We start from the raw sequence: 12,407 nt of genomic DNA on the forward strand, positions 1-12,407 counted from the left end.
TCTGACAGAGTAAAGCCCAAAAATTAGTCCTTAGATTTTATTTTATCTAGCCATTCATTTAGCGTTTTTTCAAAGCCTATGCCCTTGCTTTTATAAAAAACGAGCGGTTTTTCTAGATATTTTTGTTCAACCCAGCCGCCAAAATCATGCGGATAAAGGTAGTCTTTGCTCTCTTTTGTGTGATTTTTTAGATATGGTGGAATTTTTAAAATTTCTTCGCTTTGCACGTATCTTAGAGCGGCATTTATCGCGTTGTAGCTGGAGTTTGACTTTGGCGAGCTGGCTAGATAGATGGCGCACTGAGCCAGTATGATCCTAGCCTCTGGAAAGCCTATATCTTTTACGATGCTAAGCGTGCTTGCGGCTAAATTTAGCGCATTTGGGTTTGCATTGCCGATGTCTTCGCTGGCAAATATCGCCATCCTTCTAGCGATGAAGTCAGCGCTCTCGCCAGAGTCTATGAGTCTTGCGAGATAGTATATGACGGCGTTTTCGTCGCTTCCGCGCAGGCTTTTTATAAAAGCGCTTGCTAGCTCGTAGTGCGTGTCGTCCTCTTTTGCCCCCTCTTTTAGGGCGTTTTGGCGAAGTGTTTTTAAATTTTCTAGGCTCACATTTTCATCAAGCGTGACGGCAAATTCGAGTAAATTTAGCATAGCTCTTGCGTCGCCGCCGCTACTTTTAAAGAGATACTCTTTTGCTTCTTCGTCAATGCTAAATGAAATTTGCTCTTTTATCTTGCCAAGAAGCTCCTCAAAGTCGCCACTGCTAAGCGGTCTAAACTCAAAGAGCATCGAGCGGCTTCTGATGCCTGAGCTTAGCGTGAAAAAGGGATTTTCAGTACTTGCACCGATGACTAGGGCTTTGTAGTTTTCCATGGGGATGAGTAGCGCTTCTTGTTGGGTTTTGCTAAGCCTGTGGATCTCGTCTATGAAAAAGAGCGGCTTATTTAGGGCATTTTCGTAGTTTTTTAAAATTTTGCGAAAGTCATCTATCTTTAAATTTCCACCGTCAAACTCGTAAAAGTCGTAGTTTGCCCCGCTTGCCACAGCCCTTGCAAAGCTCGTCTTGCCACAGCCTGCTGGACCATAAAATATGGAGTGCGGTATCTTGCCGGTAGCTATAAATTTTAAAAATGCCGCTTTAACCGCCTTTTGACCGCAAATTTCATCCAAGTTTTTTGGTCTAAACATCAGTGCAAGTGAGCTCAAATTTACTCCTTTACCGCTTTTGGCAAAATTTTGGCCTTTGCGCTAAGGCTCTCTATCTTTAGCTCGTAAATTTTCATGTTTTTTAGCCCATACTCCGCCGCCACGTCAAAGGTGCTCATCGCGTAGGCGGTGTATTTTTGGCTGAGAATTTTTAAAATTTCATATCTTTTGGCTTCATCTTTCACTTCGTAGGCTCTTGTTTTTGCGATGGCGCTTTTATATTCAGTCGTAAAAACCTTGCCGCCAAGCGCCTTGCCGTCGTCCTTTATCGCCTCTAGCTCACTATCATTTAGATGTGGGACTTTATTAAAGCTAACGCAGACAAACTCCACTTTTCGCCCATTTTGAAGCAGTTTTGCCTTGCTACCAGCGCTCGCTCCGTGAATAAAAATGCTCTCACCAACTCTAACTGGCGAGATAGGCACACTAAAAATTTCTCCCTCATCATCCACGCATGAGATCACGCAGTATTCGCAATCATCGATGATCTCAAGCGCCTCGTCACGTCCAAGCTCTCTATCTTTTCGCCTCATTTTTCATCCTTTTTTTGCAAATTATTTTAAAATTTAAGTGCTTAAAGGCTAGTATAACGCAAAAATTTCAAGGAAAAATATGAAAAAATTTGCCATTTTTGCCCTTTTTCTGGGCGTAAATTTATTTGGTGCAAGCGAGGTTTGCAAGGAGTATGTCAAGCAAAGTAGGCTCTATCTTGACGAGCTTTATGCCAAAGAGAGCAAGAAGCTTGCGGGTGATGAGAAGGCGCTAAGGCTTTTTGAGCTTAAATTTGATGAGTTTAAGCAAAGGCAAAGCGGCCAAGAAGCAATGATAATGCAAAATAACGATGAGAAATTTTGCAAAAGTGAGCTAGAAAAGGTAAATAAACTTCTTGCTGAGCTTAAAAAATAGCTCAAATTTGAGCGTTTAAGTCCCACTCGATAGGCGTTTTGCCGTGGTTTGCTAGGTAGATATTTGCTTTAGAAAAGTGCCTGCAGCCAAAAAACGCCCCACGAGCTAGCGGACTTGGGTGGGCTGCTTCTAAAATGAGGTGCTTGCTGGCGTCTATAAGTGGTGCTTTTGCCTTGGCTGGGTTGCCCCAGAGCATAAAGACTACATTTTGTAAATTTTGGCTAATCTTTCTTATGACGGCGTCTGTAAAGCCCTGCCAGCCGAAGCTAGCGTGAGAATTTGCCGCTCCAGCACTTACGCTTAAAGTGGAGTTTAAAAGCAGCACGCCTTGCTTTGCCCACTTTGTAAGATCGCCGCTATTTGGCTCTTTTATGCCAAGATCGGCGTAAATTTCTTTATAGATATTCACAAGACTTGGCGGCACTCTCACGCCACTTGGCACTGAAAAGCTTAGTCCCATGGCTTGATTTGCGCCGTGATATGGGTCTTGCCCTAGGATGACGACCTTGACATCGTGAAACGGCGTTAGGTTAAATGCGTTGAATATAAGCCCGCTTGGTGGATAGACGACGCCAGCGCTCTTTGCTTTTAAGAAATTTTCTTTGATGCGTGCGAAATTTTCACTCAAAAACTCATCTTTTAGCACCTCTTTCCAGCTTGGCTCGATCTTTACGTCATCTAAATTTATCTGCATTTTCCTGCCCTTTTTTGTTTTAGCGCTATAATTTTAACTAAATTTATCCAAAGGAAAGAGCTGTGTCAGAGCAAATTTTTAATAAGATCCACGATCTTCTTAGCAAAAATGGGGCTAAATTTAGAGTGATAGAGCATGAGAGCGCAAGGACTTCAGAGGAGGTCGCTAAGATAAGGGGCACGAAGATGAGCCAGGGCGCAAAGGCGCTGGTCTGCTCTATAAAGGGCGTTAGCGAGGAGAAATTTAGGCAAATTTTTAAAGATGAAAATGTGCTAGATGGTTACTTGCTAGATGACGAAAAGCCAGCGATGAAGGCTGGTAAAATTTACTTGCTCGCGGTCTTGCCAGCGGACGAGCAGGCTGATCTTGACGCGCTTACGCAAAAATTTGATGGTAAAAGAGCGAGCCTTGCTAGCCCAGAGGAGGTCACAGTACTTGCTGATTGCGTATTTGGCTCGGTTCCGCCATTTAGCTTTCATAAAAATTTGCACCTTGTTGTGGATGAGAGTTTGCTAGAGCAAAACGAGGAGATCGCCTTTAATGCAGGGCTTCTTGATAGATCGCTCATCTTAAACGCAAAAGACTACGCCAGGATAGTAAAGCCAGTGTTTGTTAAATTTTCAAAAGAAAAGTGCTAGGCTAACCACTTCCTAGCACTAAATTTGTCGGGAGAAAAATGAATTTAAGTAATGCAAAGACGAGAAATTGCTAAATTCATTTCAGGAGCAAATATTATCAAGGATAATCTTAAAATATAATAAATTATATTGATAAAATATGCATATTTTAGGGTTTATTATCTTTTTATATAAAAAAATATATTTTCAAATCCAAAAATTTTGGCTCAAATTTCATTAAATTTAAAAAGAATTTATAAAAATTTGCTTAGCAATTATTAAGTTTAGCTTAAAGCCCATTTCGATAAAATCCTTAATCGTTCTTTTATCGTAAAAAAGACAATTTGATATAAGGAAAAACAATGAGCGATATCATCGCATACAAACTAAATGGCGAAATAGTCGATACTCAAAGTATCGCAGGGCGTGAGAGTAGTGCTGAGCCTATCTATTTTGACAACTCAAAAGAGGCACTACACGTTATCAGACACTCCTGTGCGCACCTCATGGCACAAGCTATCAAATCACTCTATCCAAAGGCGAAATTCTTTGTCGGACCAAACGTAGAAGATGGATTTTATTATGATTTTAGAGTTGATGATGAGGGCACGAAGCTAGGCGAGAGCGATCTAGCAGCGATCGAAGATAAGATGAAAGAGCTTGCTGAGAAGAAATTTGACATAGTTAAAACCTGCTCAACTAAAGCTAATATGAGTGAGAAATTTAAAAACGATGATCTAAAACAAGAGGTCTTAAAAAGAATTCCAGATGGCGAAGTGAGCAGCTACGCACAAGGCGATTTTGAAGATCTTTGCCGCGGACCACACGTACCAAATACTAAATTTTTAAAATTTTTCAAGCTTACACGCGTGGCTGGGGCTTATCTTGGAGGCGATGAGAGCCGTGAGATGCTAACTAGAATTTATGGCACAGCTTATGCAGATAAAGAGAGCTTAAAAGAGCACATCCGAATCATCGAAGAGGCCAAAAAGCGTGACCACAGAAAGCTTGGCACCGAGATGAAACTATTTACTTTTGATGAAGAAGTGGGTGGTGGTTTGCCTATATGGCTACCAAATGGCGGACGCTTGCGCTCTAAGTTAGAGCAAATTTTATACAAAGCTCACCGCGACCGTGGCTACGAGCCAGTGCGTGGGCCAGAGCTTTTAAAGGCTGATGTGTGGAGAAGAAGCGGTCACTACGCAAACTATAAAGAAAATATGTACTTTACGACGATCGACGAGACAGAGTACGGCATCAAGCCGATGAACTGCGTCGGACACATCAAAGTCTATCAAAGCGACATCCGCTCATACCGTGATTTGCCACTTAAATTTTTCGAATACGGCGTCGTACATCGCCATGAAAAAAGCGGTGTGCTTCACGGGCTCTTCAGAGTGCGCGAATTTGCACAAGATGACTCGCATATCTTTTGTATGCCAAGCCAAATCAAAGAAAATATCTTAGAAATTTTAAAATTTGCCGGCAAAATAATGGAAAATTTCGGCTTTTATTACGAGATAGAGATTTCGACCAAGCCCGCAAAAGCGATCGGCGGGGATGAAATTTGGGAAACTGCTACAAAAGCGCTAAAAGAAGCGCTTGATGAAAACGGTTTTAGATACGGTATCGACGAGGGCGGTGGCGCATTTTATGGACCAAAAATCGACATCAAAATCACCGACGCGCTTAAGAGAAAGTGGCAGTGCGGCACGATCCAGGTCGATTTTAACTTGCCAGAGCGCTTTGATCTAGGCTACATCGACGCAAACAACGAAAGACAACGCCCCGTAATGCTACATAGAGCCTTACTTGGCAGTTTTGAGAGATTTATAGGAATTTTACTTGAGCACACTGCTGGTGAGCTACCATTTTTCATAGCTCCTACGCAAGTCGTCATCGTGCCTATTAGCGACGCACATTTAGACTACGCAAAAGAAATTTCACGCGAGCTAAGAAATATCAACATCGATAGCGAGATTGCAAGTAAAAATGAGAGTTTAAATAAAAGAATAAGAACGGCTGAAAAACAAAGGGTGCCTATGATAGTCGTGCTAGGTGACAACGAAGTAGCGAACAAGAGCGTTGCGCTACGCGACAGACAGGCTAGGACGCAGAGCGATATGAGCTTGGCGGAATTTATAAATTTAACGAAGGAGAAACTTAGTGAGGTACATTTTTGAGTAAGGAAAATGAAGTATTGCTCAATGAGGACATAAGGGCGAGAGAGGTAAGATGTGTAGGGGATGATGGCACGACATACGGTGTCATCTCAAGAGAAGAGGCTTTAGAGATCTCAAATAAGCTTGGGCTTGATCTAGTGCTTATAGCGCCAGATGCGAAGCCGCCAGTTTGCAAGATAATGGACTATGGTAAATTCCGCTATCAGCAAGAGAAAAAGCAAAAAGAGGCCAAGAAAAAGCAAAAAACCATCGAGATAAAAGAGATAAAACTCTCTGTCAAGATCGCCCAAAACGATATAAACTACAAGGTTAAACACGCAAGCGAGTTTTTGCAAGATGGCAAACACGTTAAATTTCGTGTATTTTTAAAGGGTCGCGAGATGAGCACTCCAGAAGCTGGCGTAGCTATGCTTGAGAAGGTCTGGGAGATGATCAAAGATGAAGCTGACCGCGACAAAGAGCCTATAATAGAAGGTCGTTATGTAAATATGCTTGTAACTCCAAAAAAGGGTTAAATTTTCACAAAGAGCAGGCTAGGGCTTGCTCTTTGTTACATTAAATTTTTAATACAAAAACTTACAAATAATTATTTTCCAAAATCCTATCATTTTTGTATGTGTTAAATTTACGCAAAGGCGTTTGCAGGGTTGATATACCTTGTGGTTAAATTTGATAGGCAAAATTTGGATGTGGCTTAAATTTAGTAAATTTTGGTCTTTACTTGCTGGAATTTACCCGCTTTGTTATCGCTCATATGGATGTTGTGCTGAAAATATTTCTTGTGAGCTTACAAAAATTTTAGTGCTTGCGTGAGTATTTTTAAGCTAAATTTTGCCTAATATCTAGCTAAATTTGGCAATGGGATATCGCTTTAATAATACTTTTTTACAAAAAGCTTTGACTACTCTTGGTTTTATGTGGCGACCAAATTTGATGAGAAATTTGCTTGTTCGTGGATTAAATGTAGCAAATTTTAATTTTTGCTTACTAGAATTTGCTCCATCTTTTTTTCTACCAACCATTACATGGGGGCTTTGCTGAAATTCGACTAGGCAAGAGCTCGCCTGAAAGAGTAAATTTGATAACTTCTTTCGAGTTGTAAATTAATGGTGCCTGTGCGAGAGTTATAAACTAAATTTCGCCTAGTAGCTGTATAAATTTGCTAAAAAATTCGCTTGTTTATAGTTTAAATTTATAAAATTTTTTAATTATCTCTTGCCAAAAGAAAACTCTCTTTTAGCTGAAAACCCAAAGCTACTTCATATTGATTTACGTCCAAATTTAACTTGGACGTAATTTTATAAAGCTAAGAGATAAAATTAGTCTACACATATCCCTGATCTATCATCGCATCAGCCACCTTTCGAAAGCCCGCGATATTTGAGCCAAGTACTAGATTTCCCTCGTCGCCAAACTCCTTGCTAGTCTCGTAACTAAGCTCAAAAATATGATTCATTATGCCGTGCAGTCTGTGATCGACCTTTTCAAAGCTCCACGCGGTCATGCCGGCATTTTGCATCATTTCTAGGCCCGACGTGCCCACACCGCCCGCGTTTGCCGCCTTTGCCGGAGCGAAGCAAAAATCCTTTTGCGCGAGCATGAAATTTATCGCATCAAGCGTGCTTGGCATATTTGCCCCCTCAGCCACGAAGCGACAGCCGTTAGCATAAAGCGTCTTTATGTCGGCTAGGTGAAGCTCGTTTTGCGTCGCGCACGGAAACGCTCCATCGCACGGCACGTCCCACACGCCGTTTCTGCCCTCTTTGTACTCACTTACGCTTACGTATTTTGCGTTAGGTCTAAATTTGATGTATTCGCTAAGGCGTGCACGTTTTACTTCTTTTAGCTCTTTAAGTACCGCTAGATCGATGCCCTCTGCATCGTAAACGTATCCGTTTGAATCAGAAACCGTGATAGGCAGCGCGCCTACTTGATAGAGCTTTTCTACCGTGTATATGGCGACGTTTCCGCTACCGCTGACGCTGCACTTTTTGCCATCTAGCCCAAGTCCTGCTTTTTGCAGCATGTTTTGCGTAAAATAGACTAACCCGTATCCGGTCGCCTCTGTGCGCGCTAGGCTGCCGCCCCAGTTTAGCCCTTTGCCCGTTAGTATACCGTCAAACCTGCCGGTTAGCTTTTTATACTGCCCAAACATATAGCCGATCTCGCGCGCGCCAACGCCGATGTCGCCTGCGGGCACGTCCACGGTGTTGCCGATGTGGCGGTAAAGCTCGCTCATAAACGCTTGGCAAAAGCGCATTATCTCGCCCTCGCTCTTACCTTTTGGATCAAAGGTGCTGCCGCCTTTTGCGCCTCCGATATTTACGCCCGTGAGCGAGTTTTTAAAAATTTGCTCAAATCCTAAAAATTTAAGCACGCCAAGATCCACGCTAGGATGCAGTCTGATACCGCCTTTATAGGGGCCCACGGCTGAGTTAAACTGCACGCGGTAGCCGTTATTTACCTGCGGTCTACCGTCATCGCCCGTGTACGTGACGCGAAATATCACCGTGCGCTCAGGTATCACGATACGCTCTAGGATCGCGTGTTTTTGGTACTTGCTCTCTTTTTTTATAAGCGGCTCGAGGCTGTTTAGCACCTCGGTCGCAGCCTGGACAAAGACGCCTTGACCCGGATTGGTCTTTTTTATCCACTCCATCGTTTTTTCGATGTACTCGCTCATTTTGGCTCCTATTCGTCAAATTTTCGTAGTTGAATATTAACTCTCCTAGAAAAAATTTTTATTTAAATTTATTTTTATATTTTTATTTTAGGCAATGAGCGTTACATATCGAAACTAAATTTATAAAAAGTGGTTTTTGTTTCGATCGCTGGGATAAATTTATAAAAGAGAATTTAGGCTGAGTGGAGCCTAAATTTACTAATTTTGCGCCATCTCTTGCCAGAAAGGACGTGCTTTTTCGTCTGCTTTAACAAATTTTAGGATTTGCTCGGCTGGTAGCAGAGTTTCACCATTTAGTCTTGCTATATAGGTGCTGGCAAGCGCTATGAAAAATTTCTCAAAGTCACTTGCGACGCACCTACCGCAAAGCTCCTCATCTCCAAAGAGCCATGCATAGACCGCGCCACTCGTGCAATCAAGCAAAAATATCCACGGATCACCCACGGCAAAAACTATCAAATTTAAAGGATGAGCCTCGCCAATCCACCATTTGCCACCAAATTCGTCTACGCTATTTAGCCGTACTAGCTCACTCACGTAATCGCCTCTTGAGCCAAAACTGACATTGCAAATTTCAAAATTGCCAAGGTCAAATTTGCTTATTAACTCTAAAAATTTAGCTGGGAAATTTACGCCAAGAGCTTCTTGTGCGTTTTTAAGTGCTTGTGCGGTGGCTTTAACATCATTTTGAAGCAAGAGTCTCATGCCAGTCATACCCTCTTGCTCTAGTGGCAAGAAAATTTGATCTAGCTTCCCAGCGATCTTGTCTAATTTTAAAAACATATCGCTCCTTAAATTTGCTAAATTTGGCAAATTTTATCAAATTTATTTCAGTGTGTTTTTAATTTGACCCATTTGCCGCCAAATTTAGACCACAATCTTCATAAATTTAAGAAGCTGGCAGAGATAACTAAGAAAACTAGCAATCACTAAATGTGAGATATTATAAAGGATTAATGATGAGGTAACTTAGCTTGGTAAAGCCGCGTAACCCATAAAAGAGATTTATAACGACGCTAAAACATACGAACTTGATGGCTTTTGCGTACGATTATAATGGAGTGTAAAGAAATTTTGGGCGGCGCAGCATTCAAAAGTGAAGCAAAAGATGAAAATTTAAATGAGAGTGTGTCGCCTAAAGAGCAGAGTGTAAGAATATGCAAAACTATCTGGCGGCTAAAGCTTTGCACATATCTCTACACACCAGTTACCTGTGTGAGGGTGCTTTACTTTGGCACTGCTGGCAAAGGCGGACATCTCTATGCCGTGGATGCAAAAAGTGGCGAGGTGATATTTAAATTTAAAACAAGTGGCGCGGAGTACTTTGCTTAGACTAATGGTCAAATTTTGTTCGCAAATCACAAAAATAAGCCAGCTTTGATAAGCGCTAAAAATAGCTCGTTTTTAAAAGAGATAGAGTTTGAAATTTTGGTTTAGTTACAGATCAGATCATGCTAATAAGCGGTGGCAAGCTCTACGCTATGGCAAATGACGGAGCTAAAATTTACGCAGTTTGCGCGAGGATTTAGCTTTGGCGAAATTTGTCGCCAAAGCCGAAATTAGATAAATTTATCTCTTCTTTTTATATCTTTTTATCGCCTCTACGATGACCTCTTCTAGGTCGTCGTTTGGCTCTTTATTCATATCGTCATAGGTGTTTTCAAGGATAGTTTTTAAGTTTTTCTCAACGTAGCTAGTATCGAAAAATCCTCTTCTAAACTCTTTACTTTTGCTGATCGTTAGCAAAAATGGGATGATCGTTCGCACGCCCTCGATGGTAAATTCTTCAAGCGCTCTTTCAAGCTTATTTACCGCTAGATCGTAGTCGGTCGCCTTTACGATCAACTTTGCGATAAGTGAGTCGTAAAATGGCGGTATGGTGTAGTCTTTATAGACGTGGCTATCGACGCGCACAGATGGACCAAGAGCTGGGTAGTAACCCTCGATCGTGCCTGGCGCTGGGATGAAATTCTCCCAGACATTCTCAGCCGTGATCCTCGCCTCTATCGCGTAGCCTCGTGGCTTGATGTCGCTTTGCTCGATCTCTAAAATCTCGCCAGCTGCGATCCTTATCTGTCTAACGACTAAGTCGTGGCCGGTGATTTCTTCGGTGATGCCATGCTCCACTTGGATACGGGTGTTCATCTCCATGAAGTAAAAGTTGTTGTAGTCATCTAATAAAAACTCGATCGTTCCTACGTTTGAGTAGCCCACAGCCTTTGCAGCGGCCACCGCGGTTACGCCCATTATCTTTCTTAAATTTTCGCTGATAGATGGGCAAGGTGCGATCTCGATTATCTTTTGGTGGCGCCTTTGGATAGAGCAGTCACGCTCGCAAAGGTGGATGATATTGCCGTAGTTATCGCCTAAAATTTGAAATTCGATGTGACGAGGATTTACGACAAGCTTCTCCATAAAAACTTCATCGTTGTTAAAGTATGTCTTTGCCTCTCTGGTGCACGACTCAAAGGCATCTTGCATATCTTCTTCTTGCCAAACTTCTCTGATACCACGGCCACCACCACCACCACTTGCTTTTAAGATGACTGGGTAGCCGATGCGTCTAGCGTGCTCTTTTATGGCATCCATACTCTCGTCATTTAGCTTTTCTGTGCCTGGAACGATTGGTATGCCGTTTCTCTTCATTAGGTATCTTGCGATATTTTTATCACCCATTTTTCTGATCACTTCAGCCTTTGGACCGATAAATATAAGCCCAGCATCCTCAACCGCCTTTGCAAATTCGTAGTTTTCGCTTAAAAAGCCATATCCTGGGTGTATCGCGTCAGCTCCGCACTCTTTAGCAAGCTTTACGATAGCTTTGGCGTCAAGATAACCTTTGATCGGATCTTCGCCCACTTGATAGGCCTCATCAGCTATCCTTACATGCAAGCACTCGCTGTCTGGCGCTGTGTAAATTCCTACGCTTTGGATGTGTAAATCCCTACAAGCTCTGACTATCCTAACTGCGATCTCACCACGATTTGCGATAAGAATTTTATGTATCATAGGCTATCCTTTTTGAGTTTTGCTTATCATATAACTATTCGTTTTATTTTTAGATAAATTTATTAAGTCTGGTTTTAAAATTTGAGCGCAAAGGTTAAATTTACACTCAAATTTTTCTATCTATTGATGATTTGTGGAAAAGGTGTGGCTAGGGCTTTTTTGCTAAAATCTTGCGACTCGATCGTGAAATTTGCAGCAAATCTTTGAATGCCCTCTTTTTTATAAGCGCGCCTTTGGATGGTAAAAAGGACTAAATTTCCGCCTTGTTTGGTGTAGCGATATATCGAGTGCTCGGCTGTTGGTACGCCATTTAGGTTTGAAAATATCGTGATATCAAGATAAATTTCATTTGCCAGCGAGCCCTTTTTATAAGCCACTTTTAGCCCTTTCGCTTTTAGCTCTTTTAGATCATTTATCTTTTGCTCGACCGCTTGCTCTGGCGTAGCGTCAAATTTAAGGGTATTTAGCGAGAGCATGTAGCTAAAACTATCTAGCCTTTCGCCAGGTAGCAAATACTCCTGCGTGAATAAATTTGGCACAGGCTTGGCTGAATATGCCAATGAGTAGAGTCTGTTATCAAATTTTATCTGCACCGGCTCAAAGTACTGAGTCGCTGCAAGTAAGAGTGCCGGCAAAGCGATAAATGCTAAAAATTTCTTCATCAAATTCCCTTAAAATGGATTTACTATCATTACCCAGATGATGATGAGCATCGCGATAGTTGGCACTTCGTTGTAAGCTCTAAAGAAGATGCCACTTTTGTTACAGCGTTTTTCTTTGAGCTGCTTCATGTAGCGTCCAAGGTCTAGGTGATAGATAGCCATTAAGATGACAACTAAAATTTTAACGTGGATGTGACCAGTTTTTATAAGATCAGGCATCGCGATAAGTATCAAAATGCCAGTAACAAATGAGCCAATGAGTGCGACCCAGCCGATGTAGTGATACATCTTGTACTCCATCACCTCAACCACTTTTACAAAGTCTGGCTTGTCCATGTTTTCTACGTGATAAACGTAGAGCCTTGGCTGATAAAACAGCACTGCCATCCACGAGATGAAAAACAAATAGTGGAGGTATTTTAAGTAAAGATAATATTCTGCCATA

The 12,407-nt window shown here is 41.9% G+C and carries 14 protein-coding genes; 6 read left to right on the forward strand and 8 right to left on the reverse strand.

The genetic code is table 11. From position 1 onward, the window contains the following. Nucleotides 1–23: 23 nt before the first annotated feature. Both G5B98_RS00575 and G5B98_RS00580 read right to left on the reverse strand, forming a co-directional pair. Complete coding sequence (locus tag G5B98_RS00575) at nucleotides 24–1,190, reverse strand: replication-associated recombination protein A (RefSeq protein WP_232524622.1); 1,167 nt, start codon at nucleotides 1,188–1,190, stop codon at nucleotides 24–26. A gap of 20 nt (nucleotides 1,191–1,210) precedes the next feature. Next, nucleotides 1,211–1,741: a pyridoxamine 5'-phosphate oxidase family protein gene (locus G5B98_RS00580; protein WP_196086858.1), complete on the reverse strand. Its 531-nt coding sequence runs from the start codon at nucleotides 1,739–1,741 to the stop codon at nucleotides 1,211–1,213. A 79-nt stretch (nucleotides 1,742–1,820) separates the two neighbouring features. Between G5B98_RS00580 and G5B98_RS00585 the strand changes: the two genes are divergently transcribed. Beyond that, nucleotides 1,821–2,114 carry a hypothetical protein gene (locus G5B98_RS00585; RefSeq protein ID WP_196086859.1) on the forward strand — a complete coding sequence of 98 codons (294 nt, stop codon included), beginning with the start codon at nucleotides 1,821–1,823 and terminating at the stop codon, nucleotides 2,112–2,114. 1 nt (nucleotide 2,115) lies between these two features. Here G5B98_RS00585 and ung read toward each other — a convergent pair whose 3' ends face one another. Then, nucleotides 2,116–2,808, reverse strand: a complete 693-nt coding sequence (gene ung / locus G5B98_RS00590; RefSeq protein ID WP_021086630.1) for a uracil-DNA glycosylase — start codon at nucleotides 2,806–2,808, stop codon at nucleotides 2,116–2,118. A 62-nt stretch (nucleotides 2,809–2,870) separates the two neighbouring features. Here ung and G5B98_RS00595 point away from each other — a divergent pair, with 62 nt between their 5' ends. From G5B98_RS00595 to G5B98_RS00610, 4 genes are all read left to right on the forward strand, one after another. Next, nucleotides 2,871–3,446 (forward strand): YbaK/EbsC family protein, encoded by a 576-nt coding sequence (locus G5B98_RS00595; protein WP_196086860.1) that lies wholly within the window; start codon nucleotides 2,871–2,873, stop codon nucleotides 3,444–3,446. Nucleotides 3,447–3,787: 341 nt separating this feature from the next. After that, a complete protein-coding gene (gene thrS, locus G5B98_RS00600) occupies nucleotides 3,788–5,608 on the forward strand; it encodes a threonine--tRNA ligase (protein ID WP_196086861.1) in 1,821 nt (606 codons plus the stop codon). After that, complete coding sequence (gene infC, locus G5B98_RS00605; RefSeq protein WP_196086862.1) at nucleotides 5,605–6,123, forward strand: translation initiation factor IF-3; 519 nt, start codon at nucleotides 5,605–5,607, stop codon at nucleotides 6,121–6,123. Before thrS ends, infC begins: the two co-directional genes overlap by 4 nt. Nucleotides 6,124–6,277: 154 nt before the next feature. Continuing rightward, the gene (locus G5B98_RS00610) at nucleotides 6,278–6,421 is read left to right on the forward strand and encodes a hypothetical protein (RefSeq protein ID WP_196086863.1); all 144 of its coding nucleotides are present in this window, start codon (nucleotides 6,278–6,280) and stop codon (nucleotides 6,419–6,421) included. 511 nt (nucleotides 6,422–6,932) lie between these two features. Here the strand turns inward: G5B98_RS00610 and gdhA are convergent. Beyond that, a complete protein-coding gene (gene gdhA / locus G5B98_RS00615; RefSeq protein WP_196086864.1) occupies nucleotides 6,933–8,291 on the reverse strand; it encodes an NADP-specific glutamate dehydrogenase in 1,359 nt (452 codons plus the stop codon). Between the two features lie 198 nt (nucleotides 8,292–8,489). After that, a complete protein-coding gene (locus tag G5B98_RS00620) occupies nucleotides 8,490–9,074 on the reverse strand; it encodes an SMI1/KNR4 family protein (protein WP_196086865.1) in 585 nt (194 codons plus the stop codon). 273 nt (nucleotides 9,075–9,347) lie between these two features. Here G5B98_RS00620 and G5B98_RS09330 point away from each other — a divergent pair, with 273 nt between their 5' ends. Then, on the forward strand, nucleotides 9,348–9,623 hold the full coding sequence (locus G5B98_RS09330; RefSeq protein ID WP_232524595.1) for a PQQ-binding-like beta-propeller repeat protein: 276 nt from the start codon (nucleotides 9,348–9,350) through the stop codon (nucleotides 9,621–9,623). Between the two features lie 237 nt (nucleotides 9,624–9,860). Here the strand turns inward: G5B98_RS09330 and G5B98_RS00630 are convergent, their stop codons facing one another. The 3 genes from G5B98_RS00630 to G5B98_RS00640 all read right to left on the reverse strand — a co-directional run bounded on the left by G5B98_RS00630 (nucleotide 9,861) and on the right by G5B98_RS00640 (nucleotide 12,406). Continuing rightward, nucleotides 9,861–11,300 carry an acetyl-CoA carboxylase subunit A gene (locus G5B98_RS00630; RefSeq protein WP_054195976.1) on the reverse strand — a complete coding sequence of 480 codons (1,440 nt, stop codon included), beginning with the start codon at nucleotides 11,298–11,300 and terminating at the stop codon, nucleotides 9,861–9,863. A gap of 116 nt (nucleotides 11,301–11,416) precedes the next feature. Beyond that, a complete protein-coding gene (locus G5B98_RS00635; protein WP_196086866.1) occupies nucleotides 11,417–11,962 on the reverse strand; it encodes a hypothetical protein in 546 nt (181 codons plus the stop codon). A 9-nt stretch (nucleotides 11,963–11,971) separates the two neighbouring features. Continuing rightward, nucleotides 11,972–12,406 (reverse strand): CopD family protein, encoded by a 435-nt coding sequence (locus G5B98_RS00640; protein WP_004317437.1) that lies wholly within the window; start codon nucleotides 12,404–12,406, stop codon nucleotides 11,972–11,974. Nucleotide 12,407: the final 1 nt, after the last annotated feature.

Origin of the sequence: Campylobacter concisus (assembly GCF_015679985.1) — a bacterium.
Classification (GTDB): Bacteria; Campylobacterota; Campylobacteria; order Campylobacterales; family Campylobacteraceae; genus Campylobacter_A; species Campylobacter_A concisus_AC.

What these genes read in the sequence shown, in the direction of transcription:
- G5B98_RS00635 (WP_196086866.1), bottom strand. Translation starts at nt 11,962, where the DNA reads ATGAAGAAATTTTTAGCATTTATCGCTTTGCCGGCACTCTTACTTGCA.
- gdhA (WP_196086864.1), bottom strand. Translation starts at nt 8,291, where the DNA reads ATGAGCGAGTACATCGAAAAAACGATGGAGTGGATAAAAAAGACCAAT.
- G5B98_RS00630 (WP_054195976.1), bottom strand. Translation starts at nt 11,300, where the DNA reads ATGATACATAAAATTCTTATCGCAAATCGTGGTGAGATCGCAGTTAGG.
- G5B98_RS00575 (WP_232524622.1), bottom strand. Translation starts at nt 1,190, where the DNA reads ATGTTTAGACCAAAAAACTTGGATGAAATTTGCGGTCAAAAGGCGGTT.
- G5B98_RS00640 (WP_004317437.1), bottom strand. Translation starts at nt 12,406, where the DNA reads ATGGCAGAATATTATCTTTACTTAAAATACCTCCACTATTTGTTTTTC.
- G5B98_RS00620 (WP_196086865.1), bottom strand. Translation starts at nt 9,074, where the DNA reads ATGTTTTTAAAATTAGACAAGATCGCTGGGAAGCTAGATCAAATTTTC.
- thrS (WP_196086861.1), top strand. Translation starts at nt 3,788, where the DNA reads ATGAGCGATATCATCGCATACAAACTAAATGGCGAAATAGTCGATACT.
- ung (WP_021086630.1), bottom strand. Translation starts at nt 2,808, where the DNA reads ATGCAGATAAATTTAGATGACGTAAAGATCGAGCCAAGCTGGAAAGAG.
- G5B98_RS09330 (WP_232524595.1), top strand. Translation starts at nt 9,348, where the DNA reads ATGGAGTGTAAAGAAATTTTGGGCGGCGCAGCATTCAAAAGTGAAGCA.
- G5B98_RS00585 (WP_196086859.1), top strand. Translation starts at nt 1,821, where the DNA reads ATGAAAAAATTTGCCATTTTTGCCCTTTTTCTGGGCGTAAATTTATTT.
- G5B98_RS00580 (WP_196086858.1), bottom strand. Translation starts at nt 1,741, where the DNA reads ATGAGGCGAAAAGATAGAGAGCTTGGACGTGACGAGGCGCTTGAGATC.